General features: G+C 41.1%; 18 protein-coding genes. 7 read left to right on the top strand and 11 right to left on the bottom strand.

The genetic code is table 11. From position 1 onward, the window contains the following. Positions 1 to 775 precede the first annotated feature (775 nt). Together N475_RS04875 and N475_RS04870 are read right to left on the bottom strand one after the other, a co-directional pair. Positions 776 to 3,040: a bifunctional diguanylate cyclase/phosphodiesterase gene (locus tag N475_RS04875; protein WP_227008388.1), complete on the bottom strand. Its 2,265-nt coding sequence runs from the start codon at positions 3,038 to 3,040 to the stop codon at positions 776 to 778. Positions 3,041 to 3,226: 186 nt separating this feature from the next. Further along, positions 3,227 to 5,914 carry an insulinase family protein gene (locus N475_RS04870; protein ID WP_063364765.1) on the bottom strand — a complete coding sequence of 896 codons (2,688 nt, stop codon included), beginning with the start codon at positions 5,912 to 5,914 and terminating at the stop codon, positions 3,227 to 3,229. Positions 5,915 to 6,061: 147 nt separating this feature from the next. Between N475_RS04870 and sixA the strand changes: the two genes are divergently transcribed. The 6 genes from sixA (at position 6,062) to yegD (ending at position 12,990) form a co-directional block, all read left to right on the top strand. After that, a complete protein-coding gene (gene sixA / locus N475_RS04865; RefSeq protein WP_063355398.1) occupies positions 6,062 to 6,529 on the top strand; it encodes a phosphohistidine phosphatase SixA in 468 nt (155 codons plus the stop codon). A gap of 693 nt (positions 6,530 to 7,222) precedes the next feature. Beyond that, positions 7,223 to 9,514 (top strand): TonB-dependent receptor, encoded by a 2,292-nt coding sequence (locus N475_RS04860; RefSeq protein ID WP_063355399.1) that lies wholly within the window; start codon positions 7,223 to 7,225, stop codon positions 9,512 to 9,514. 132 nt (positions 9,515 to 9,646) lie between these two features. Then, positions 9,647 to 9,946 (top strand): hypothetical protein, encoded by a 300-nt coding sequence (locus tag N475_RS04855; RefSeq protein ID WP_063355400.1) that lies wholly within the window; start codon positions 9,647 to 9,649, stop codon positions 9,944 to 9,946. Positions 9,947 to 9,972: 26 nt separating this feature from the next. Next, positions 9,973 to 10,626 carry an HAD family hydrolase gene (locus tag N475_RS04850; protein WP_063364764.1) on the top strand — a complete coding sequence of 218 codons (654 nt, stop codon included), beginning with the start codon at positions 9,973 to 9,975 and terminating at the stop codon, positions 10,624 to 10,626. A gap of 71 nt (positions 10,627 to 10,697) precedes the next feature. Further along, positions 10,698 to 11,540, top strand: coding sequence for a DNA ligase (locus N475_RS04845; protein ID WP_063364763.1), 843 nt, complete (start codon positions 10,698 to 10,700; stop codon positions 11,538 to 11,540). Between the two features lie 88 nt (positions 11,541 to 11,628). Beyond that, positions 11,629 to 12,990 carry a molecular chaperone gene (yegD, locus tag N475_RS04840; protein WP_063364762.1) on the top strand — a complete coding sequence of 454 codons (1,362 nt, stop codon included), beginning with the start codon at positions 11,629 to 11,631 and terminating at the stop codon, positions 12,988 to 12,990. Here yegD and N475_RS04835 read toward each other — a convergent pair. The 3 genes from N475_RS04835 to N475_RS04825 all read right to left on the bottom strand — a co-directional run bounded on the left by N475_RS04835 (position 12,987) and on the right by N475_RS04825 (position 15,524). Next, positions 12,987 to 13,445 (bottom strand): methylglyoxal synthase, encoded by a 459-nt coding sequence (locus tag N475_RS04835; protein WP_063355404.1) that lies wholly within the window; start codon positions 13,443 to 13,445, stop codon positions 12,987 to 12,989. The two genes, yegD and N475_RS04835, sit on opposite strands and share 4 nt — an antisense overlap. Positions 13,446 to 13,456: 11 nt before the next feature. Beyond that, the gene (locus N475_RS04830; protein WP_063355405.1) at positions 13,457 to 14,095 is read right to left on the bottom strand and encodes a LysE family translocator; all 639 of its coding nucleotides are present in this window, start codon (positions 14,093 to 14,095) and stop codon (positions 13,457 to 13,459) included. A gap of 250 nt (positions 14,096 to 14,345) precedes the next feature. Then, positions 14,346 to 15,524, bottom strand: coding sequence for a multidrug effflux MFS transporter (locus N475_RS04825; RefSeq protein WP_063364761.1), 1,179 nt, complete (start codon positions 15,522 to 15,524; stop codon positions 14,346 to 14,348). 239 nt (positions 15,525 to 15,763) lie between these two features. Here N475_RS04825 and N475_RS04820 point away from each other — a divergent pair, with 239 nt between their 5' ends. After that, on the top strand, positions 15,764 to 16,231 hold the full coding sequence (locus tag N475_RS04820) for a hotdog fold domain-containing protein (RefSeq protein WP_063355407.1): 468 nt from the start codon (positions 15,764 to 15,766) through the stop codon (positions 16,229 to 16,231). On the opposite strand, the gene N475_RS04815 is transcribed toward N475_RS04820, so the two are convergent. From N475_RS04815 to N475_RS04790, 6 genes are all read right to left on the bottom strand, one after another. Continuing rightward, the gene (locus N475_RS04815; protein WP_063355408.1) at positions 16,228 to 16,614 is read right to left on the bottom strand and encodes a bactofilin family protein; all 387 of its coding nucleotides are present in this window, start codon (positions 16,612 to 16,614) and stop codon (positions 16,228 to 16,230) included. The genes N475_RS04820 and N475_RS04815 overlap by 4 nt on opposite strands. Continuing rightward, positions 16,604 to 17,704, bottom strand: a complete 1,101-nt coding sequence (locus N475_RS04810; RefSeq protein WP_063355409.1) for a M23 family metallopeptidase — start codon at positions 17,702 to 17,704, stop codon at positions 16,604 to 16,606. The genes N475_RS04815 and N475_RS04810 overlap by 11 nt, the downstream gene beginning before the upstream one ends. Before the next feature lie 122 nt (positions 17,705 to 17,826). Further along, entirely contained in the window at positions 17,827 to 19,140 is a 1,314-nt protein-coding gene (gene fahA, locus N475_RS04805; RefSeq protein ID WP_063355410.1) for a fumarylacetoacetase, read from the bottom strand. 133 nt (positions 19,141 to 19,273) lie between these two features. Beyond that, positions 19,274 to 20,320, bottom strand: coding sequence for a 4-hydroxyphenylpyruvate dioxygenase (gene hppD / locus N475_RS04800; RefSeq protein WP_063355411.1), 1,047 nt, complete (start codon positions 20,318 to 20,320; stop codon positions 19,274 to 19,276). A 448-nt stretch (positions 20,321 to 20,768) separates the two neighbouring features. After that, positions 20,769 to 22,256 carry a peptide MFS transporter gene (locus tag N475_RS04795; protein ID WP_063355412.1) on the bottom strand — a complete coding sequence of 496 codons (1,488 nt, stop codon included), beginning with the start codon at positions 22,254 to 22,256 and terminating at the stop codon, positions 20,769 to 20,771. Positions 22,257 to 22,533: 277 nt separating this feature from the next. Beyond that, positions 22,534 to 23,742, bottom strand: a complete 1,209-nt coding sequence (locus tag N475_RS04790) for a DUF642 domain-containing protein (RefSeq protein ID WP_063355413.1) — start codon at positions 23,740 to 23,742, stop codon at positions 22,534 to 22,536. Between the last annotated feature and the right edge of the window lie 18 nt (positions 23,743 to 23,760).

The raw sequence follows: 23,760 nt of genomic DNA, 5'->3' as shown, positions 1-23,760 counted from the left end.
GCAGCTATTGAGAGATTTCTGTAATATGTAAGGTTCATTGCACATTACTGGTGCTATGTACAAGCTCAATAAGTGTTTAAAAATTCACTTACCCGGTTTTTTCAAATCAGTTATTTTCATAATCCTTTAAAAAACCTTTGTTTAATCAAGTGAATATTAAAGACTTTATTCAGTTCGCCTTTATATACATTAAATCATCTCAAGTGCGTAAAAAACACACTACACAAAGCGGTTCAGCTGCAAACTACACCATGACCAAATGATCTAACAAGTACTGCGTTGACTACTTACTACTAACTTTAGCTTAGTATAAGCAAATTCACTATTTAGTTTTGCAAAGATAGGTTTTACGTTGTTTTTGGTGCTAAACAGATTTACCAAACATAATTACCACAAACAAACTGTCCAAGTGGTAAAAGCGCCCGTCATGATAAAAGCTGTTATTGACAATCAACGACAACAGATTATGCATTGTTAAATATCTAAAAAGTTGTTTCTTATAGAGTTTTCGGAAATTCTATGTCGAAATACCTATTTTAAGTACTAAATGCCCGCAAATACTTGTATCTTCAAGGCTGGTATTAAATTAAATAATACAAAAATTTGCAACAATTTATGTCATTTTGAATGATTTCCACGCTAAATTATCGGTTTTTGTATGATTATCGTACGAATTGATTAGGGTCTGTTTGTCTGAAGAGTTGTTCTGGGGTTTTGTGTTGTGTGTACCATTTTTAAAAGGTTTCTTTGAAAAATAGTGGGCTTTTATGGTGTTTTAGTTCACTAATTGCAGGTTTGGTTTATGTTCTGTTTCGGATTCTAAAAAGCGTTCAAACTCCTCGCTAGAGAGCGGCTTAGAGTAGTAGTATCCCTGTAGAGTTTGGCAGTCTAATTGTTTAAGCAATGCCAATTGCTCCTCTTCCTCAACGCCTTCGGCCACCACATGTAAGTCTAGGTTGTGTGCAATTGTGACGATAGAGTCCACCATATTGCGTCCTCTTTCACTGCCCATATCATCAATAAAGGCTTTGTCTACTTTTAGGGTATTGAGTGGGAATTGTTTAAGATAAGCCAAAGAGGAGTAGCCGGTGCCAAAATCATCCATTGCTAAGTGTATTCCTCTAGAGCTGAGTGAGCGCATAATTGAAATTGCTTCTTGAGGATCATCCATTACGGTCCCCTCTGTAATTTCTAATTCCAAAAAGTAGGACGGTAGTTGATTTTTTTGCAAGATGATGTCGATACGAGCAGTTAGGTCTGGCAGACTGAATTGCTTAGCAGACAGGTTAACCGCTACACGGCCGTTAAACAGGCCTTTATCGACCCAGCGCTTAACGTCTTTACAAGCTTTATCTAGTACAACTTCACCAATCTCAATAATTTGGCCTGTTTCCTCTGCGATGGGAATAAATACACCGGGGCTGATAATCCCTTTCTTAGGTGTACTAAAGCGAACCAGAGCTTCCATACCAACTAGCTTACCTGTGCGGATATCCATTTTAGGCTGATAATACACAACGAAATGGTCTTCTTTTAAACCAAATCTCATTAGGTTCTCTATTTGCAAGCGTTTCACTGCTTGTTCATTCATCGAATCATTAAAGAACAAGTAGTGGTTGCCTTTTTGCTTAGCGTGGTACATCGCAGTGTCTGCATTTTTCAGCAGTATTTCTGGGGTTTTACCATCTTCAGGGAAGAGCACTATGCCAACTGATGAAGTAATGACTAATTCATGATTGGCCATTTTAAAAGGTGTTGCAATGGCCGCTAGGAACTGTTTGGCCACTTTTGTTATCGTATGTATGTCGTTTGTGCCTGACATTACTAATGCAAACTCGTCGCCGCCTAAACGGTAAAAAGTGTCCTGCTGCCTACAAAGTTTATTTAACCTCATAGCTAATTTGGATAATAAGCTGTCACCGAGCTGGTGGCCTAAAGAGTCGTTGATTTTTTTGAAGTTATCTAAGTCAAAAACCAACAAAGCATGGTGGGTACCCTGTTGAGAAAGCTTTTTGAGATTAGTAAAGAATAGGTTTCTATTAGGTAAGCCAGTAATGCGATCTCTATTAGAAAGATTGTGTAGTTGAGATTCCGCTTTTTTTCTTTCCGTTAAATCTGAGAAAACCACAACATAATTTGTAATATGGCCATGACTATTTTTAATCTCGTCAATAGTGACTTCTATAGGCAGCATTAGGCCTTGCTGATTATAAATTTTTAGCTCTTCTTGCCAATGCTCTGTCTCTTTTAGTGCTGATTTTATTTGTCTAATAAAGCGACTATCATAGCCGGGTAGTTGAAACTCTGAATTAAGATACTGAGTGCGTTTTCCACCAAATATTCTCAAGTAGCTTGGGTTGAGATCGACTAACTTGAAGTTGTGATCATAGATGGCTATTGCATCTGTGAGAGATTCTACACATTTTGCGAAAAGGTTTAGTCTTTCTTCGGTACTTTTTAAGTGATTGATATCACGAACTGTACCGGTCATTCTAAGTGGATTTAGATTATCATCCTTGCTTATCACTTTACCCTTGTCTAACACCCAGTGGTATTGATTTAAGTTATCTTTCAGTCGGTAAGAGGCTTCGAAAAAGGCCGTCTTTTCAGCGAAATGCAATTTAAGTTGTTTTTCTACAAGAGGAATGTCTTGTGGATGGATCCTGCTAGCATTAGGTATGAAGTGTTCACACTTGGCTTCATTGAGTGCATATTTGTCATTTATTCGTATGATTTCACCAGATTGGATATTCCAATCCCATAAAGTATCACCACTGCCTTCTACTGTACTTTTAAGCCACTTTTCAGACATGCGTAAGTTAGACAACGAACGCGATGCTCTTCGATTTAATATAAGTAACACGACAAAAGGCGCAAATGCCACTAAGGCAACTGCAATAAAAGGCGTTGGGTTACTAAATATGGGCTCTACATATGGGTGCGCATGAACTGAGGTACTCAGAATAAAAAGGGCGATAAGAGCCGATAATATGCTTATATTTTTTTTATGTACCATAGTGCAAGAGTTAGCTGTATTCATCCTTAATCTAATCTAAACAGCCTGCCCGAGTCAAAGCATAATTGAAGAAACGTGAAAAGAGTGAGTTAGATGTCAAAATGTTCGTCAATTTGAGCACTAACATTCATGAATGTAATTAAAATGAAGTTATCGCGACATAAAAATGAAAGATTGTTATGTCGCTAAATTGAGCTTTCTATCAAGAGATCAATTCATCTGCAATGTGATACTCGGAAAATCAGGTGCTGTTACATCAATTATAAACTCTTTTAATTGTTGAAAAGTTAGAGACTGCAGGCTGAACAGCAGCTGCTCTTGCATAGAGAATGCATGGTCGTCATTGCCTATAGCCACCCAAAAACGTTGTGAACGCAGTCGTAGGTTTTTGTCTTTCTCAGCGATTTGTGATTTCAGTCCAGATTTTACGTCTTCCCATTGGGTTTGTTCTAGCTGGTCTATATGCTCCACAAATTCTGCAATAAAATTGTTGTGATGTTCCAATAGCTCAGCACTTGTAAACTTGGGCGATTGTATGTAAAACGCGATTCCTGCACGAGTATTAAAAGGTGCGTAACCAGCTCCAACCAAATACCCAAGTTGCCTCTGGGTTCGCAACTGCTCAAAATAATGTTGGCTTATTAGTTGGTTAAACGCCATGATTTTTATTTTGTCATCCACATTGTGAGATGGGGCTTGAATGTATTGGACAAAAGCATGTTCACTATTTTCTTTTGTATAGAACTCCACGCTTGGTTCTTTAATAGTGCTCAATGGTTTTTTTAAGTCTTCAAGTATTTCACTTGATGCGAAGTTGCATAAGAGTTGTTGTTGGACGGCTTTGGCATGCTTATTTTGCCAATTGCCATGTAAAAATGCTTTTGCATGAATTGAATTAAAAAATGTAGAACGGAAAGTATTAAACTCATTGAAACACACGTTCTTTAAGGCTTTAGCAAGTGCTTCTGGCGTGGGGTTCCATGGCATTAGCTTTGCACCTAGAATACTAAATAATTCACTTACTGGCTTGTTCTTATTATGATTTTTCCAATGCCTAATGAGCTGTTTTTTATATTCTGCAAACCTAGTTGCGCTGATGGGTTGCTTCTGCAACGCCTCAACCAGCTGTGATGCCAATTTTAGTTGGCATGAAGATAGACCTGCAGTATGAAGTGTTAGACCACCTTGATGGGATGTTAAATGGTAACTAAGGCCAGCGAGCTCTGCTGAGTAAAACTGCTCGGCAACACTGTCCATAAACAGGTCGGCAAACAGCCGAGTGAGTGCCATTGCCTTGTGATCGGTAATAGAGATCTCTGAATCCAGTTCTAAATAAAAATGCCCTTTGGTTACTCTAAACGTTGCATCTTGCTTGAACCAAAACTCAAATCCTGGTTTGTCTTTAAGTTGTGTAGGCACCTGTGCTGTTGATTCAATTTCATACAGTTTATTGTCATGTGCCAAATAGGGATTGACATTGGGAAGTAACATTTCAGGTAGCGCAGCTTGTATGTTCGATAACGCTCGTAACCAGTCAGGACTAATACGCTCAACCTGATAAGGCGTATTGTACCACTGTGCAATTTTATTTATGGTTTCAGATTCATGGGTCGCGCTTGGGTGGATCATAATGAGGCGCATATTGTGTGGTGATAAATACCCTAACAGTTGTTCATGCAGGTCATCGTTAAAACCTTCCATGCAATAGTCACCATATAGGACGTTGTCGTCATCATAATGGTGCATGTTGACGCTTACACTACTTACCCAATCAATCAATTTATTGACTTCTTGGTTATCAAATGCGAGCTCCAATAGGCGTTTTTTATCTTGGTATAAAGAGGGGAGAGATGACTTCTTGTCTTTAATTAGGCAGATATATTCGAACAGCATTTCTACAATATCTTCGTAGTATTCGATGCCAGTATCCGTCAGGGCAAAGCTAATGTTAAAGTCTTTGAAGTTGCTCCCATTTACACCCCCGCCAGCGGAAAGGGCATTAATCCAGCCATTCTTTTTTAATATGGCATATAACGAGCCATCCCCTTCATAGCCCAATAAGTGAGCTAAAAAGCTCAAGCTTTTGTAGCGGTAAAGGTCTGCAATATCGGGCATTGCGAAACTCACGATAAGCTTCTGAAGGTGCTTTCTTGGCTTTATATGAAGCAGTAATCCTAAATCTTGTTCTCTATACATAGGAACCGCAATAGGCGGCTTACTTTTGGCTGAACCAGATACTTTGCTAAAGCTTGATTGAGCAAGCTGCGTTAATTCTTGTAAAGATTGCGGTCCTGCTAAAACGAGAGTCATCCACTGGGCTTGGTAGTGTGTATTGTAAAAATCTATTACTTCTTTACGTATACTGCCGCTGTGATCGCCGAGCGTATCGTGATTACCAACAGAAAACTTAGTGAATGGATGAGCTGGGTTTACGGTTTCTTTATGAACTTGAATTATACGTCTGTTGTCGTCTTTAACTTTTAGATTAAATTCGGAGTCGATGGCATTGCGCTCGTCAAAAAGGGCCGACTCTTCAAAAAGAGGAGAGATGAAGAAATCAGCAAAACGAGGTAATACGTCGGCAAACTTATCCGCGCGAACGTCAAAAAAGTAGCAAGTATGTTCGGTGCCTGTCCAAGCGTTGGAGTTTCCACCAAATTGACTTATGGTCTGAGCAAACTCGCCCCTATTTGGGTATTGCTCCGTACCTAAAAACAGCATATGCTCAATAAAATGAGCCATGCCTTGCCGATCTATAGGGTCGTCAAAATGGCCTATGTTTATTGCCAAAGAAGATGCAGACTTCTCACTGCTCGGATCGTTAACAAGTAGTACCCTAAGACCATTGTCCAGTGTCAGGTGCTTATATTGTTTATTATCATTGTTACTTAATTTCAAGTGTGCGCCGCCGATATATAAATAAGTGAGATACTCTGTCGATTACGTAAATTACTAACAGTTATGAATCTTTTGTTTTAATATAGCGGAAAAATAACTAGGTTTACTACTGATAAAGATAAAAATTTCGATACTTTTCGGAGAGCTATGAAAACCTTATTGATTATGCGACACGGTGAAGCAGGACCAATGCAAGCAGATGATGCGGCTCGTTTGTTAACGAAACGGGGGCAAGCACAAGCTTTCGAAATGGGCCAATGGCTTTTGGAACACCACCAACCTCAAGCGTTATTGGTAAGCCCCTATCAACGTGCACAACAGACTGCGCTTGAAGTAAAGCGTAATAATCAGTTTGTATTTGAAGAAACGTGCTCAGATATTGTGCCAAGTGGCAGTGCCTCTTTTGCTGTGGATTATATTGAAACTTTAATCAGTATGAACGACGATATTGAGTCATGGTTGATTGTGGCGCATATGCCGATAGTCAGCTATATGGTTGATCAGCTGGTTCCTGGCGAGATGCCCATTTTCTCTACGGCAAGTGTAGCTGTAATACAGTATGATCCTGAAACTCACAAAGCATCATATACAGGCATGCATTCTCCTCAGCTTTAAATCTATTTGATCAGCACTTGCGAAATCAAGGCGGGTGCTTGTATCTCTAGCTATAAAATATGTTGCTCTGGCAAAGTTTCATCAGCTACTTGTCAATTGCCCTAATAAAATCCACTTTTCTTTTGAACTTCTTTTTAGTCTTGCACTCTATTTAATAGTGCTTTGGCTATGTTTCTCATATGCGGTCTAATGTCCTCCCTTAGTTGAAAAGGCTTAGATAGAATGCGCAGGCTTTCATGACACCGGTTACCATTTTGGGCGATTGTAATCGGTATGACTATAAATTTGGCGAGGATGTACCTTTTGTACATATCTCAGTTAATTTTTTAAACATCAATAGAATATTGATGTTTTGTTTAGTTAATAGGTAAAAAACGATTTCTTGACCACAATATTTATTATTTTATAAGGACAAATGTCCGCTTTTTGTTGCTAAAAGTTGTAAAGTTTGACCTAACGTCGTCGAACGTTGTAAAAATGTGTGTAATTTATGTGTTTATTTGGAGCATTTTAAAAATTTGCTGCTATAATTACGCCCGTTGCGTTCAGCCTCGTTTTTTCGCTTTGCACTCTCGATAACGAGGTCCGCGTTGTTTGTCATTGACGCGCAAAATTGAACGCCATAGCCATTGTGAAACGGCGCCCAATTTACCGTTGAACTCAAAGAGTGCATAAATAAGGTCAAAAACCAACATGAAAGCAATGAAAAGATCTACGTTAGCAACTTTAATCAATGCAACGTTGTTCTCTGCTGTGGCAGGTACTTCATTCACAACGCTTGCAGAAGAAGAGCAAGCTAAAAGTAATCAACTGGAAGTGATCCAAATCACAGCACGTAAACGTGTTGAAAACGCACAAGAAGTGCCAGTTTCAGTGTCTGCATTACAAGGCGACAATTTAGACGCCTACAGTTCAGCTGGTATGGATATCCGCTTTATGAACGCTAAGATCCCGAGTTTATCGGTTGAATCTTCGTTTGGACGTACATTCCCGCGCTTTTATGTTCGCGGTCTTGGTAACACCGACTTCGATCTAAATGCTTCTCAACCAGTTTCTTTGGTTGTCGATGAAGTTGTTCAAGAAAACCCTATTCTAAAAGGCTTCCCTGTTTTTGATATCGAGCGTATCGAAGTACTTCGTGGTCCTCAGGGAACTTTATTTGGCCGTAATACGCCAGCCGGTCTAGTTAAATTTGATTCTGTAAAGCCAAGCCAAGAGTTTGATGGTTATGCATCTGTTTCATACGGCAGCCGTGAGTCTGTTGACTTTGAAGGTGCTGTTGGCACAGGTCTAACTGACAGAATCTCTACGCGTGTATCTGTGTTATGGCAAGAACAGCCAGATTACATTGATGTGCGTTCACCAGAAGGTGTCACCAATGAATTCGCAAAAGAGGACTCTTTAGGTGGTTACAGCGAAAAGGCTGCTCGTATTCAATTCCTATATGAAGGTGATGATTTTACGGGTTTGTTAAATTATCACGTTCGTGACTTAGACGGCCGTCCAATTCCATTCCGTGCGAATCTGATTGAAAAAGGTTCAAACAACATCAACCCAATTTATGATAATGATGTTGTTTTCCATGATGCTTCATCTCGTGCGACGCAGCAAGTAGAGACTCAAGGTCTTAGTTTAAAACTAGAGTGGGATCTTGCTGAGCACACGGTAACATCAATTTCAGCTTGGGAAAGTGCAGAGATCTTCTCTAGAGCCGACGTTGACGGTGGTTATGGTGCTTCATTCTTGCCTGCGCAAGGTCCAGGAGTAATTTTCTTCCCTGCGGAAACAGCAGATGGTATTCCTGACCATGATCAAATTACCCAAGAGCTACGCTTATCAAGCAACTACTCTGGCGACTTTAATTATCAAGTAGGTGTTTTTTACTTTGATGAAGAGTTAGCAATTGAAAGTTTCAGCTACGACACGACGCAATACGATGCCGCTGCGGGAAATTATGGCTTGCAAACTGGTTATGCAATCCAGAATCAAGACACCTCAGCTTGGGCCGTATTTGGCTCATTCGACTATGCGGTTTCTGATAAGCTTGATGTAACATTAGGTTTGCGTTACTCAGACGATGAAAAAGACTTCACCGCTAATAGAACACAAACGTTTGATGAGAAGCGTCCAGTAAACCTGTCTAAGGCCACTAATACCAGTGACAGCCATGTAAGCTGGGATTTAAGCGCTACTTATAAGTTAACCGACGATGTGAACTTATTTGGTCGTATCGCTAACAGTTTCCGAGCTCCAAGTATTCAGGGTCGTATCGTATTTGGTGATGATATAACGGTTGCTGAGTCAGAGACTATCAACTCAATTGAGTTTGGTGTTAAATCTGATGTGCTTGATGGTCAAGGTCGTGTAAATGCTACAGTTTTCTATTATCAAATGGATGACCAGCAGCTGACCGCCGTAGGTGGTGGTGCAAACTTCAACCGTTTAATCAATGCTGATAAAACAAATGGTTACGGTTTTGAATTAGATACTGAGTGGGTGTTGACTGACGAGTTAAATGCAACATTCAATCTAAGCTACAATAATACTGAAATCGATGACTCTGCACTTGCGGTCGAAGGCTGTGCACAGTGTACAGTAAAAGATGGGACAAACTCTGCTGGACGTTACTTATTAGATGGTAACAGCTTACCGCATGCACCAGAGTGGATTGCAAATGCAACGCTTCGTTATACGAAGGAACTAGAAGGCGGTGACTTCTTTGTATATGCTGACACGTCTTATCGTAGTGAAATTAACTTTTTCTTGTACGAATCAGTTGAGTTTGAAGGTGAAGCATTATTCGAAACGGGTGTAAGAGCAGGTTATGCTTGGGCATCAGGTGACAATGAATACGAAGCATCAGTATTTGTACGTAACTTGTTTGATGAACAAGTAGTAATTGGTGGCGTAGATTTCAACAACAATACAGGTATGTTGAATGAAGAACGCTTTATCGGTGCTGAATTTAAGGTTCGCTTCTTCTAATTAACTGAAGTGAAGCAAACCTTTATAAACCCGTGTTATTGATAAAATAACGCGGGTTTTTTATTTCTTTAATGCAACTGACCGAATTAGTTGGTACAGTCGCAGCGTAGTATAAAGTAAGAGGAGTTAAATATGTCTGGATTTTGGAACTACCGCGTGATTTATTGTGAAGGTAAAGACAACGAGTCAGCGCTATACCAAATTCATGAAGTTGAGTACAACATCAACGGAAAAGTAACAAACTGGTCAGAAACTGGCGCAGCTCCTTTTGGACATACCATTGAAGAGTTACAAGCTGATTCAGATAGACTTAAGTCAGCATTCGAGAAACCAGTGTTAAAAGTAGTTAGAAAGCAACGAGGCTACGAATTAGTGGAAGTCGAAACAGGCGAAGAGGCCTATGCAGAGCCACCAACAGCACTTAAAGGCTAACATAATTTAATAAATAAGGAGTGTTTATGAGTATACAGGCGTTATTGTTTGATTTTGATGGCACGTTAGTAGACTCAGAGACACTTCACTACTTGAGTTGGTGTGAAGTGCTTAAGCCGTTTCAAGTATTTATTGATGAACTCACCTTTTGCACTGAGTTTTCTGGTGTGCCCACGGTTAAAACTGGGCATATCTTACAACAGCGTTACGCTCTTTCTAAAGCTGGATCAAAGCTAGCCCAAGAAAAGAACCTACAGTTCATAGAAACAGCAAAAACACATAAACCAGTTTTGATGCCTCATGCAAGAGATGTATTGTCGGCGTGTGCTCAGAAGTTTAAGTTGGCACTAGTTACGGGGAGTACAATCGCGGAGGCGATGCCTGTGTTATCACATTATGGCTTACTAGAGTTATTCGATTGTGTTATTTGCAAAGACGATGTCGAACACCCAAAGCCTAACCCTGAACCATATCAAAAGGCCATGCAACAACTCAATGTATCGGCACACCAAGTGATAGCACTTGAAGACTCTCATACTGGGTTAACATCTGCTGTGGATGCTGGAATTCGGACTATCGTGATACCGCACCAACACTCAAAAGATCAAGACTTTTCGAAGGCAACTTGGATTTGCGACAGTCTGGAAAGTGCTTATAAAGATGTAATTACAAGTAGTTAGTCTGTACAATTGAGCTGAAAGTGCTAATTTTTAGGTTGGATATACGTTTTTTATCTGCAAAGGAAAGTAGCATGAAACATAATATCATTTGGCTTATCGCCATTTTCTTTATAATTTTAACCAGTCCTCTCAATGCCAAACAAACCCCTCATGTCCAATTAGCTAAAGTTTATGCGCAGCAACAACCGGTTAATCATTACTTAGTCAGTGAGAAGTATGACGGTGTGAGAGCTGTTTGGGACGGCAAGCAGCTCAAAACGCGCAAAGGAAATATTATTCATGCTCCCCATTGGTTTACAGCTGCATTGCCCAATCGCTGGTTAGATGGTGAGCTGTGGGCCGGGTATAATAATTTTGCTTTTGTTAGTAGTTTGATCCGCAGAAAAGTACCAAATCATGAAAATTGGCAACAAGTTGAATATTTAATTTTTGATGCACCCGATCTATCTCAGCCTTTCGAAATGCGTTACCAAACATATAAAACGCTTATCGAGAGTTTACCTAGTATGCACATAAAAGTAATTGAGCAGCATCATTTCGAGAGCAAGTCAGAGTTAGATTTGTTTTACCAAAAGGTATTGGCTCGTGGCGGGGAAGGCGTAATACTACATGATAAAGCAGCTAAGCATCAGTCTGGCCGAACAGCCCATGTGCTCAAATACAAACCGAAGTTTGATGCAGAAGCGGTTGTCATTGCCCACTTGCCTGGAAAAGGTAAATACAAAGGGATGATGGGCGCGCTTAAAGTTCGAATGTCCTCAGGAGTCGAATTTAATATTGGCACAGGGTTTAGCGACGCACAACGCAAATCTCCCCCTCCAATTGGCAGCACGGTCACTTTTCAATATCAAGGAAAAACCAAATATGGAAAGCCAAGATTTGCGAGCTTTTTAAGGATGAGAGATCAGTTATAGCGAATTGCTTACTTCTTTTGTTGAACTTTTAATTATGTGTCAGCTGTGATACATTTCGCGACCTTTTTCAATTAGGTGTGAGGTCGTAATGGTCGTCGGTTTTGATTATGGTAGTTCGAATTGCGCAATGGGTATATTGCAGCAAAATACGGTGAGTCTTGTTCCATTGGAGCAAGGTAAGCACTATTTACCATCAACTCTGTATGCACTTCACAACTCTTTGATATCTGACTTAGTGGCTCAAAACTTGAGTGGAAATGATCAGACGGCATATCGTACATCAAGAGCTGGCATACTCAAAAGTGCCCAGTTCGCCCGCAATGACTTAGATTTGGAAATCGCCGAAAGCGGAGTTTTTGTTGGGCAACAAGCTATCGAAGAGTATATATCGATGCCAGAAGAGGGGTATTTTGTAAAATCCCCTAAGTCGTTCTTTGGTGCGATTGGCCTCAAGCCCGAGCAGATAGCCTTTTTTGAAGACATAGCAAGTGCAATGATTGTTGAGTTAAAGCGTCGTGCCGAGCAACATTTAGGTAGGACCCTAACTCATACGGTGATTGGCCGCCCGGTGAACTTTCAAGCTGTTGGCGGTGAAGAGAGTAATCGTCAGGCAATTGATATTTTGACAACAGCAGCGCGCCGAGCAGGTTTTAAAGAGGTTGAGTTTTTGTTTGAACCGTTGGCGGCAGGTATTGATTTCGAGTCTAATTTACAACATGACCAAAAAGTGCTGGTCGTTGATATTGGCGGGGGAACAAGTGATTGTTCTTTAGTCCAAATGGGGCCGAGCTTTAGAGATAATACTGACCGTAGCGGCGATTTTATGGCGCATACAGGTAAACGGATCGGCGGAAACGATTTAGATATTGCGTTAGCGTTTCATAAGTTGATGCCGACTTGTGGGCTGGGTGGTGAATTTAAATCGGGCCTACCACTCCCTCACCAAATATTTTGGCAAGCCTGCAAAATCAATGATATTCAAATGCAAAGTGACTTCTATAGTAGTGCGTTTGGCAGAGAGCTGGTAACGATGTTGCGAGATGTGAAGGAAGCCAACAAACTTGCTCGTTTGCAAGTTATCCATGAAAATAAAATGACACATCAATTTGTTAGACAGGCTGAACTTGCCAAAATAGCACTGAGTGAAGTAAGCGAATATAGTGCCGACCTTTCATTTGTTGAAGTGCAGTTGATGCAGCAGATAAATATCACGGAGCTAGAGGAGTCGGTAAATTCGAGTTTGTCGCAAATTACCCACCTTGCGCAACAAGCCATTACAGACGCCGGCGTCCAACCAGATGCAATATACCTGACAGGAGGCAGTGCACAGTCACCGTTACTAAAACAAGCCCTTCGCGAAGCGTTAGGTAACATCCCGATGTTGAACGGCGATAACTTTGGCAGTGTGACAGCCGGTCTTACAAAGTGGGCCGAGCGTATTTACCGTTAATTGAGTCGATTTTTTAAGTATTCGTCGTAGTCTGGCTGCTGCCTTGGCAGCTCGCTTTCCATAAAACTTGAGGTCAGTAACATATCAGCGGTTGCTTCATTACATGCGACAGGTATGTTCCAGACTGCAGCTAGTCGAAGCAAAGCTTTAACATCTGGATCATGGGGCTGAGATGAAAGAGGGTCCCAAAAGAAAATCAACATATCAATGTGTTGTTGAGCAATCATAGCACCAAGCTGTTGATCGCCCCCCATAGGTCCGCTGAGTAGCTTTGTGACCTCAAGCTCTGTACTAGCTTCAATTAAATTACCTGTGGTGCCTGTTGCAGATAAACTGTGTTTCTTCAGTATGTTTGCATGATTGGCACACCAACTTACTAAAGTGTGTTTTTTACCATCATGTGCAACCAATGCGATGTGTTTTTTTGCAGGAATGATTGATTGTTTCTGTTCCATGAGCAAGTCCTTTATAACAGGAGGTTGACTGCCAGAGCGATAAATATGCCACCAGATATTCTGTCTATCCAAATCGGTGCTTGTGGGTGAGCTCGAAAATACTCAGCGATTTTATCTCCTCCATATACATAGGCGCAGTCAATCGGGAAGGCCAATATTGGGTAAAGTAGGCCAAATAATGCGAGTTGTAATGTGGTGGAAGCGTCTAAAGAGGTATCAACGAATTGAGGGATAAATGCGATAAAAAACAGCGCGACTTTAGGGTTCAGTACTTCTGTCATCATTGCTTGAAAAGTGACATTCTTGCGTGGCTTTTCAGCTTCTATTTGTTCGCTGTGCGAAGCATCTTGTGATTGGTTTTTAAGCGTATCTTTAAGGGTTACGACTCCTAAATAAGCGAGGTAAGCCGCGCCTAAATATTGAACTGTTGTATAGGCTGTTTCTGAAGCTTTTAAGATAGCAGATAGGCCAATTACGGCAAACAAAGTATGTACAATGCCACCCAATGCAAAGCCAAGGGCACTTTGCATACCAGCGTTTTTACCATTAGTGAACGTTTGCGCCATTAAAAATGCATTTGAAGGGCCCGGCGCGACAGCAATAACAAAGCTTGCTACAGCAAAAGAAAATAAGTATTCAGGGTTTAGCATAGGGAATTGTTCTTTTTCTAACTTCAGGGTTAGTTTAATGGGTTAAGAAAAATTTGAAAACGATTTATTGCATTTAATAAAAACTATGCGGGATGTTAAGCCCGCATAACAAGGTTGGGGGATCTTGAGTCAATCGATCTAAACAATGCTAAAAGAAGTCAAAAGCCTTCTAGACAACAGCTAACTAGCTATTGGTGAGCAGTATGCCTTCAATATATGACACTTTTACGACTTATTTGGGTTATTTATATTAAGCCGTACTATGCAATGAGTGGCGATACCTTGAAAACAAAAGCATTAAAAACGGAATTGCCATGACTAAGTGTAGCGCAAGTTGCCAAGGTGCTATTAGACCTAGAGGTTGTGTTGAAAATGCCAATAAACCAGCGCCACTCATTTGCAATAAACCAATCAAGGCCGAAGCAGTACCCGCTTGTTTTGGAAATTCTGCAAGTGCATTACCAGCTGCGGCTCCTAGGGTAAATGCAAAACCAATTGATGCTATGTACATTGGGAGCATGTAAGTTAGGACATCTGTTTGAGGCAAGATAAACGTAATAACACCTGCACCACAAAATAGCACTAGTCCAAACTGCAGGGCTCTGCGGCTATTGCGTTTGATAAATTGTGGGGCAATAAAGCTTGATACAATACTAATAAATGCGTTAATCGCAAACCACAGGGTAAAATCGGACATTGGCATATTTAGGTGACTCATGATCCAACCTGGAGCACCAACAACAAAAACCAGCATTGCGGACATGCAAACCATTGTAATGGATGCATTGAACATAAATTTTGAGCTGCTTAACATAGGTGTAAAACGGCGAAAATCTAATATGTGCCCTTGATAAATAGAGTCGTCAGGTTTAGTTTCTTTGAACGTTAAGAAAATAACCACCAATCCCAGCACTGCAAATGCACATAAAAATACAAAGTTACTTCTCCAGCCAAATTCAACGGTCAACCATGCGCCTAAAATTGGCGCCAATGCCGGAATAAAACATACTATACCGTTTAGATAAGTGATCATTTGGCCGCTGCCTTTGTGTCCAAAGCTATCTCTGACTATGGCAAACGCACTTACGAATGTGGCACAGGCGCCCAGGCCTTGCAGAACTCTAGCTGCCATGACCCACTCCCAAGTTTGTGCAAGCGTTGCTACTAATGCGCCAATCACAAATAAAGAGATACCAGCAAGAGCGATTGGTTTTCGGCCATATTTATCTGCAAGTGGTCCTGCGATAAGTTGCCCAATGCCAACTGCTAGCATGTACACACTGACTGTTTGCTGGATTTTTGCTTCACTGACCGACAGTGCATTTTGCATATCAACGAAAGCGGGTAGATATAGATCAATGCCGAGCGGGCAAAAAATGACGAGCAGGGCAAGAATAAAAATTAAAGATTTGCTGGTACGGTGTTGCATGGTTTCTCCTTTTCGACGCTATTGTATTTCGCATCAATCAAAAAGACAGGACAAAACGCCGAAATTAGAAAATAAATTATTCAAGTAGAAGAAAACCTGAGAAGCTGCATGGCTCAAATGGGAGTTCCAGCCAGTGAGTGCGAGGATAAAAATACGCGCACAGCAAAACCTAAACTATCGTACTAGTTTTAACTGGTCTGATGTGTTAGGTTGTCTTAAAACAATCTTCAGGATAGTGTATGGCTAGCTCACTATTAAAAACATATAAGAAATTCAAATGGCTCCCTTTTGGCAACTGGCTATTCAGCAAAGCAATATGTAAACGCGCCCCATATTTTGCCACCATAAAGCCAAAGGTGACGCACTTAAGCAGTGGTCGAATATGCGCTGAAATGCCAAACCGACGTGCAGTTCACAATCATATCGGGACAGTACATGCTATTGCACAGTGTAATCTCGCTGAGCTATGCGCTGGTGTTGTGACGGATGCAACGGTGCCAAACCACACACACAGATGGATCCCAAAAGGAATGACAGTTCAGTATCTGAAGAAAGCCGATTCGGATTTAAAAGCACAAGCTCAAATTCCATTGCCACGAGAATGGAAAGACAAAGAAGACCTTATTGTGCCTGTCGAAGTATTTAATAGTGACGGCGTAAAAGTGTTTCACGCCGACATCACCATGTATATTACTGAAAAAAGTTAAGCCTGTTCTTGCTTTTCTAAAGGGGTGACATTTGACAGGTCGGTTTTATGTTTGAGCTGACCTTCAATATGTGCTCCTGCTTCAATACTCAGAGTATCGTGGATGATATCCCCATGGACTTTGGCGGATGGCTCCAAACGTACTTTCTGAGCGGTAATACAGCCATTCACAGTGCCTTTCACTTCTACTTGCGTTGCGGTAATGTTGCCTTCTATGGTGCCGTGCTCACCGATCACTAAGTGTTCGACTTCTAAGTTGCCGGTAATGATGCCATCGACTTGGATTTCACCGTCACATTTGATATCACCAGTGACTTGAGTGTTAGGGGAGATCATTGCCACGTAAAGCGCAGTGGATTTATTGTTTTTAAGTTTATTGAACACGTTCCAGTACTCTTGCAAGTTTAACAGGGTTAATATGCTTTTTATCCTGTAATACCTCATAGTGCAAGTGTGTACTGGTACTTCTTCCTGTGCTACCCATTAAAGCGATAACGTCAGACTGCTTAATTTGCTGCCCTTTTTTAACTTTTATCGTGTGTAAATGTCCATATCGTGTGGTAACGCCATTGGCATGTTGGATTTCAATAAACTTCCCATAACCGCCATTCTTTCCGGCTCTTGTAACAGTGCCATCCGCTGGTGCGATGATCTCAGTTTTGTGCCAACCGGCTAAATCTACACCTTTGTGATAGGCACGCCTGCCTGTGATTGGGTCTTTTCTGTATCCAAAGGCACTAGAGATATAATATTTGTCTTCTTTTACAGGCATGCTCTTTGGCAATGTTTGAACCAAGTTTTCTAGCTGATTTAGCTTTACCGAGCTGTCAATTGCTTGTAAATAAGCGTCAGGGAGTAAACGGCTTTGAACTTGGTGATAAGGACCACCCTGAGCTAGTGTTGACGTTTGTGCCTGAATTCCAGCTTCATTCATACTGGCAATTAGTATTTGATTGCGTTTTGAGATAAGCCCATGCAGCTGGTCAAGTAATTTAGTTTGAGCATCATCGAGCTCGATGGCATGGTGATGAAAGTTTTCTTCATGTGCATGTTCAGACCCAGTGTGGCGCTCATGCTCCACCTGTTCTGGCTGAACACCTGATTGTTCAGCATCATTTTCCGTTATTGTGCTTGGTAACGAAGACATAAGCTCATTTAAAACAGAGTGCTGAGCATCTAATTGTGCAATACGGGTATTTTGTTGTTCAAGTTTAGCTTCGAGGGCTAATTTTTGCGTCTGCCAAGCTTGCTCTTTTAAGGCAACTGACTGGTTTAATTGTGACATGCCATGTTTTTGTTTGAAATATTGAGCAGTTGCAAAACCGAGCCAAACCAAAGTTGCAAAAACACTGATTGTCAAAGTGATTTGTAGCCAAGTCGGCACAGTCAACAATGACACTCTGCCGTTTTGACGCAACATAAGCTGTTTAGGTTGAAATAGCTGACCTATTAGGTTTTTGATAACGCTTAACATAACACTCAAAAATTAAGATAACGCCTAACTCTAACAATTTTTATACAAAAATCCAGTATAAAAATACAAAAAAAAGGCGTGTTTATGCACGCCTTTGATTTAAATAGAATTATATTATTTGGTTATTTTGCAGGAAGCACGGTGCCTTCTACAGAGCCAAAACCAATACGGTTGAAGCCGTCAGCTTCACACCAACCGCGCATAATAACTTTGTCACCATCTTCTAGGAACTTGCGCTCTTCGCCATTACTCAAAGTGATAGACTCTTTTCCGCCGCGAGAAAGCTCAAGCAATGAACCTGCTTCTTCATGTTCAGGACCAGATTGTGTACCAGAGCCTAACATGTCTCCTGGAAGGAAGTTACAACCATTTACCGTGTGGTGCGTGACCATCTGCGCCACTGTCCAGTAGCTGTGCTTGAAGCTTGACTCAGACACCTTGCTAGGTGCTACATTTTCGCTGCGCATCTTGTCTGTTTCGATAAGCACATCCATTTGAATGTCAAATGAACCCGATTCACGGTTTTGTGCAGACTCAAGGTAGCTCATAGGCTGTGGGTCGTTTTCGTCACGGTGCCACGCAGTACGGTATGGTGCTAACGCTTCTGTTGTAACAATCCAAGGTGAAACTGTTGATGCAAAGTTCTTCGCAAGGAATGGGCCTAGAGGCTGGTATTCCCAAGCTTGTAGGTCTCGCGCTGACCAGTCATTGAATAGACAGAAACCAAATACGTGATCTTCCGCATCTTCGATGCTAATTGCATCACCCAACTCATTACCTTTACCTAAATAGATACCTAGCTCTAATTCATAGTCAAGGCGCTTACAAGGACCAAATGACGGTGCTTCCGCGTCTGGTGCTTTAGTTTGGCCTTTTGGACGAGGGAACGTTTGACCAGAGACATCAATGGATGAAGCGCGACCGTGGTAACCGATTGGCACCCACTTGTAGTTAGGAAGAAGTGGGTTATCTGGACGGAACAAACTACCAACTGCTGTCGCGTGATAGATTGATGTATAGAAATCAGTGTAGTCGCCGATGTGACATGGTAATGCATATTCAACATCGCCTTGCGCAACTAGTGCACCTTCAAGCGTACCTTGGTGCTCAGAACCTTCGCGCAGTGCACGAGATAGAGCTAGGCGCAGACCTGACCAATGTGCTTTACCAAGGCCCATAAATTCATTAAGTGCTTGTGCATTTGCAGCTTCAGCAGCTTCTTGAGCAACGCCGTCAAAAATGTTTGCTGCAGCAACAGCGCCAAGGTCTAGCACTTGATCACCAATTGCAACACCACCACGGAACTCTTCGTTGCTACCTTTACGGCGGAAAGACGCGAAAGGTAAGTTTTGAATAGGGAAATCAGTACCAGCTTGGTTTGCACTTGCTACCCAGCTTTTTAAATTTATATCGTGTGTTTCATTGATAAAAGACATGGTCTTTCCTTTTTTATACAAACTGCATATGACTATGCATTTTTATTTGTGCTTTCGCCAGAATATTGCCAAGTTTAAATAGCAAAAGCAGCTTAGGAAAGCTGCTTTTTATTTCGTCTTTACTGGTAAGTGATTAAATCACACCACGACGCTCTTGGTCACGTTCAATTGACTCGAATAGAGCTTGGAAGTTACCTTCACCGAAGCCACCATCGTCAACACGTTGGATCATTTCAATAAAGATTGGACCGAATAGGTTCTTAGTGAAGATCTGTAGTAGGTAACAGTTTTCGCTTTGGCTATCTACTAGGATCTGATGCTCTTTGATCTTTTGCTTATCTTCAGCAACCCAAGGAACACGGTCAAAAATAGTGTCGTAGTAGTGATCTACGATATCTAGTGTCGCAATGTTCGTTTTGTCTAGCTTATCTAGAGAACCAACAAGGTCGTTAGTTAAAAATGCTAGGTGCTGTACGCCCGGACCATTGTACTCATCTAGGTACTCATCGATCTGGTTGTTGTTGTCGTCTTTACCTTCGTTGATTGGAATTGAGAAAGTACCACAAGGTGACTTAAGTGCGTACGAAAGTAGTGCAGTCTTTTGACCTTTGATATCAAAGTAACGAACTTCTTCAAAACCAAATACGCCTTTGTAGAAGTTAGCCCATGTTTCCATTGTACCTTTGTAAACATTGTTTGTTAGGTGGTCAATGCGAAGGAAGCCTTTGTCTTCAACAATGTTTTGCTCAGCTAAGTCTTCAAAATCATTTTCGAAGATAGAGCCTTTATCACCGAATACATCGATAAAGTAAATTAGGCTGTCACCAATACCGTAAATAGCAGGATATGGTAAGTCTTTGTTCGCAGAATCAGTAGCTGGTTTTGCGCCACGCTCTACGGCTACTTCAAATGCTTTTGCTGCATCTTCTACACGCCAGCCCATAGAACAAATAGCTGGACCGTGAGATTTAGCAAACTCAGCAGAGAAACCATCACGTTCGTTGTTTAGTAAGAAGTGGATGTCGTTCTGGTTATAATGAACGATGTCTTTACCTTTAAACTTTTTAAGTTTAGAAAAACCAAAATCAGCAAAGATTTTGTCCATGTAATCTGCGTCTGGGGTTGCGTATTCAGTAAATTCGATACCTACAAGGCCAAGAGGATTCTTTACTTCACTCATTGTCATTCTCCTGCATTAAGCACTGGATTGCTTGTTGTAATTTATGCAGTGGATGATTAATCAAATTTGTCTAAAGTGGAAGGTTTGGCGCCCAATTGGTTAAGTGGCATTTTGTAAATTTGACTGCACATTTACAGGCGTTTAGACACAAAACGAAAACAGACAATTTTTTTAGATTGAAAATGTGTAATTAAACTGAAAAATAGTACAAAAATAAATTAACTGATAGCCATGTTTTTATTGTAAGTTTCTAATAATAAATGACTTTTAATTTGTTGCATAGTTGGCTTTATAATCCCCCATTTATGGAGCACCTTGTACAGACATCACCTGAATCACAGTGTACTGTAAATAAAATTGTACAAAATATTACGTAAAGACAAAAAAACCGCGTTAAAGAACGCGGTTTTCAAGTAAATTTTAATTACGGTTTATTGTCGTTCGCCGCTTATTTTACGCCATGCATTAAGCGTGTAATGGCTGGAGCCGCCAGGAAATAGATTAAAGCCCCGCCTAAACCTAACCACACCAATTGCATAAATACATCGGAGTATTGTGCAATAGAGCCTACCGCATGGCCAGATTCACTACCTCCACTTGTTGCAACGGATGCGATTACACCAGCTAGATACTGCGCCATTGCAATAGACAGGAACCATCCACCCATAGCTAAACCAACTTCTTTTGGTTTTGCCAGCTTTGTAACCATTGAAAGGCCAATTGGTGATAAGCAAAGTTCACCAAGGGTGTGGATTAAATAGCATAGTGCTAGCATATAAGCAGGAATTTTACCGTTCGCATCTTGCATAAACTGAATTGCAAACACAAGAATATAAAAGCCGAGAGCAGCACCTAACAGGCCAAGTGCAAACTTTCTAGGGATAGAAGGGTTAGCTTCTTGCTTGTCTAGTTTTAACCAAAGAGCTGCTAATACTGGAGCAAATAAAATGATGAACACGGAGTTGGCTGATTGGAAAAGGGTAAAGTGTATCGTCGCTATACCTATATCTAAATTAACGTGATCTTTAGCGAAGAAATTTAGAGACGAGCCTGCCTGTTCAAACAGCGCCCAAAAAACAGTATTTGCGACAAACAGTAATAACATTGCGATATATCTGTGCAGTTGTTTTTTATCACCAGATTGAAAGCCGCTGTATAAGAAATATGCAATTAAACCGAACATCATTACGCCAAGTAAACGGCCTAACGCTTCACTATTACTTAGTAGGTAAAATGCAGGTATAACTAGTAATACTGCGCCTGCAGCAACCATCGCTAATCGAGACCAACTAGCTTGCTCATTTTCTGCTTTGCCCACACCTTCGAGCCAGGATTTTTGTAATTGAAATACCATAACACCAAAAATCATACCGATTCCGGCGGCTAGGAAGCCCCATTGGTATCCCCAAATTGCACCAATAATTGTTGCGCAAATAATGGGAGCTAAAGCGCCTCCCAAGTTTATCCCCATATAAAAGATAGTAAAGCCGGAGTCACGACGAGGGTCACCAGGCTCATAAAGTTTACCCACAATGGTGGAAATATTTGGCTTAAATAAACCGTTACCCATCACGATAAACGCAAGACCAAATAGGAAGGTTTTCAAATCAGGTGCCATTAGCATAAACATACCAACCGCCATCATTATACCCCCGAGGATAATGGAGCGTTGATAGCCTATAAGTCTATCCGCGACGTAGCCACCCATTATTGCGGTCATATACACCATAGAGGTGTAGCCACCATAGGTTAAGCTAGCTTGCTTTGCAGCTTCTTCTGCTGTGAGATGATCAAAAAATGCAATAGCTACGTATGGGGCAAGAACTGCTCGCATGCCATAGTAGCAAAATCGTTCCCAAAACTCTGCTGAGAACAACATCCACAACCCTTTGGGATGCCCCATTATGGTTGCTGACTGTGCTGTAGTTGAATTCATATTTATTATTTCCAGATTTAACTCATGTGTGTTCTATGGCCTTAATATTATTGGTGAGTTAATACAGCTTTATGAAGCTAAATTAGCGCACACTTTGAACGGGTGGCCAGTTCCCAAATTGCTTCCATAGATAATTATTTCTGACTAACTATGCATGAAAAGCGAGTCAGTATACCCAGCAGGTAGACTTTGGGGAAGCCTTACCAGCTAGGATTAGACGCATTTAGATATAAAAAAACCAGCTCAGCGCTGGCTTTTTGTATCAACAAGTTGTGTTTTATCGACAGTAGTTGTCAACAAAGGTTAAATCATTAATGTGCTCAGGACCGTCCATTACGAACGTCGCAACTGCTGTATTTGGATTTAAAGTGTAGATCTTAGCATTTTGGCCACTTTGGCGACCTGAAACATAGATCGTACCGTCTTGTGAAATCGCCAGACCAGATGCCCAGTTTACACCGTGCTTGCCAATTTCGGTTAGCGTCATATCAGCAGTGTCTAGGGTGTAAAGTGCTTTGCCTGTTAGCACGTATAGCACATTATTGTCAGCAGAGTATGCGATATCACCATGGCTAAAGTCGTCGCCTTCGTACTTTAATTTGCCTAGTACAGTTTTAGCACCAGTGCTTAGATCATAGTCATACATGTACGTTTTGCTTGTAGCACGTAGAGACATACCATCGTCGCTAATTGCAGAGCGGTAAATAGGCCAAGACGTTGCATTTGTGACAGCTGTTTCTACATTACCGTCTAAATCTAAAGACCACAGTGTAGATGCTTTAGTCGCTTTGTCATTTTGCTCCATGAAATACAGTACACCGTCTTTCGATGCGATGTTAGATGCTGTGTGAGAGACACCAGCTACTTTGCTGTAAGTGCCATTTTCTACGTCAAAGTTGAAAATGTAACCATTTCCAGCATCGCCAAAGTTATTGATACCAAATAGGCCGGTTACACAATCTGCGGTTACAGAAACATTGTCTATTAATGCGCCATAAGAGTCAGATGTGCCGCTACCGCTAAAAGTCAGCGTGCTTTGTGACGAGTTAGCAGTTACGGTAACGGTAACATGTTGCCAACCACGAGAAGTACCGTTTAAGTTAGCGACAACTTGACCATCCCAACTAACGGTTGCTTGGTTTGTATGGCCATTGTTTGCCACGCGTGGTGAATAGTAAAAGCTAATGGTATAGCGCTTACCTGCATCTGTAGAGATTGTTTGGTATGCACTATAGTTGCTAGTTGAGTCCAGTTCTAAATATTGGCTGCCGTCCTGAGGTTGAATCAGACCTAGGCGATCAGTTTGGATTTCAAATCGAGCGCCATTTCTTTGCCAGCCTGGTAGGTCATTAAAAAGTTTCCAAGTCCCTGTAATATTACCCGATTGCTCGAAAGATCCATTGCTAACTAGATTGTCTTCAGCCAAGGCTGATTGGCTTGTTGCTAATGCGGTGATAAATAAAACAGATGACTTTGATAACTTCATACGCTACTCCCAACTATT

Source organism: Pseudoalteromonas luteoviolacea DSM 6061 (assembly GCF_001625655.1).
Taxonomy (GTDB): domain Bacteria; phylum Pseudomonadota; class Gammaproteobacteria; order Enterobacterales; family Alteromonadaceae; genus Pseudoalteromonas; species Pseudoalteromonas luteoviolacea.
The sequence above is the reverse complement of the archived record's forward strand: the minus strand, read 5'-3'. Positions and strand labels throughout refer to the sequence as shown.

Excerpts from the sequence above, each read along its gene's own strand:
- N475_RS04875 (WP_227008388.1), bottom strand. The coding sequence starts at position 3,040 with ATGAATACAGCTAACTCTTGCACTATGGTACATAAAAAAAATATAAGC.
- sixA (WP_063355398.1), top strand. The coding sequence starts at position 6,062 with ATGAAAACCTTATTGATTATGCGACACGGTGAAGCAGGACCAATGCAA.
- N475_RS04860 (WP_063355399.1), top strand. The coding sequence starts at position 7,223 with ATGAAAGCAATGAAAAGATCTACGTTAGCAACTTTAATCAATGCAACG.
- N475_RS04855 (WP_063355400.1), top strand. The coding sequence starts at position 9,647 with ATGTCTGGATTTTGGAACTACCGCGTGATTTATTGTGAAGGTAAAGAC.
- N475_RS04850 (WP_063364764.1), top strand. The coding sequence starts at position 9,973 with ATGAGTATACAGGCGTTATTGTTTGATTTTGATGGCACGTTAGTAGAC.
- N475_RS04845 (WP_063364763.1), top strand. The coding sequence starts at position 10,698 with ATGAAACATAATATCATTTGGCTTATCGCCATTTTCTTTATAATTTTA.
- yegD (WP_063364762.1), top strand. The coding sequence starts at position 11,629 with ATGGTCGTCGGTTTTGATTATGGTAGTTCGAATTGCGCAATGGGTATA.
- N475_RS04835 (WP_063355404.1), bottom strand. The coding sequence starts at position 13,445 with ATGGAACAGAAACAATCAATCATTCCTGCAAAAAAACACATCGCATTG.
- N475_RS04830 (WP_063355405.1), bottom strand. The coding sequence starts at position 14,095 with ATGCTAAACCCTGAATACTTATTTTCTTTTGCTGTAGCAAGCTTTGTT.
- N475_RS04825 (WP_063364761.1), bottom strand. The coding sequence starts at position 15,524 with ATGCAACACCGTACCAGCAAATCTTTAATTTTTATTCTTGCCCTGCTC.
- N475_RS04820 (WP_063355407.1), top strand. The coding sequence starts at position 15,764 with ATGGCTAGCTCACTATTAAAAACATATAAGAAATTCAAATGGCTCCCT.
- N475_RS04810 (WP_063355409.1), bottom strand. The coding sequence starts at position 17,704 with ATGTTAAGCGTTATCAAAAACCTAATAGGTCAGCTATTTCAACCTAAA.
- fahA (WP_063355410.1), bottom strand. The coding sequence starts at position 19,140 with ATGTCTTTTATCAATGAAACACACGATATAAATTTAAAAAGCTGGGTA.
- hppD (WP_063355411.1), bottom strand. The coding sequence starts at position 20,320 with ATGAGTGAAGTAAAGAATCCTCTTGGCCTTGTAGGTATCGAATTTACT.
- N475_RS04795 (WP_063355412.1), bottom strand. The coding sequence starts at position 22,256 with ATGAATTCAACTACAGCACAGTCAGCAACCATAATGGGGCATCCCAAA.
- N475_RS04790 (WP_063355413.1), bottom strand. The coding sequence starts at position 23,742 with ATGAAGTTATCAAAGTCATCTGTTTTATTTATCACCGCATTAGCAACA.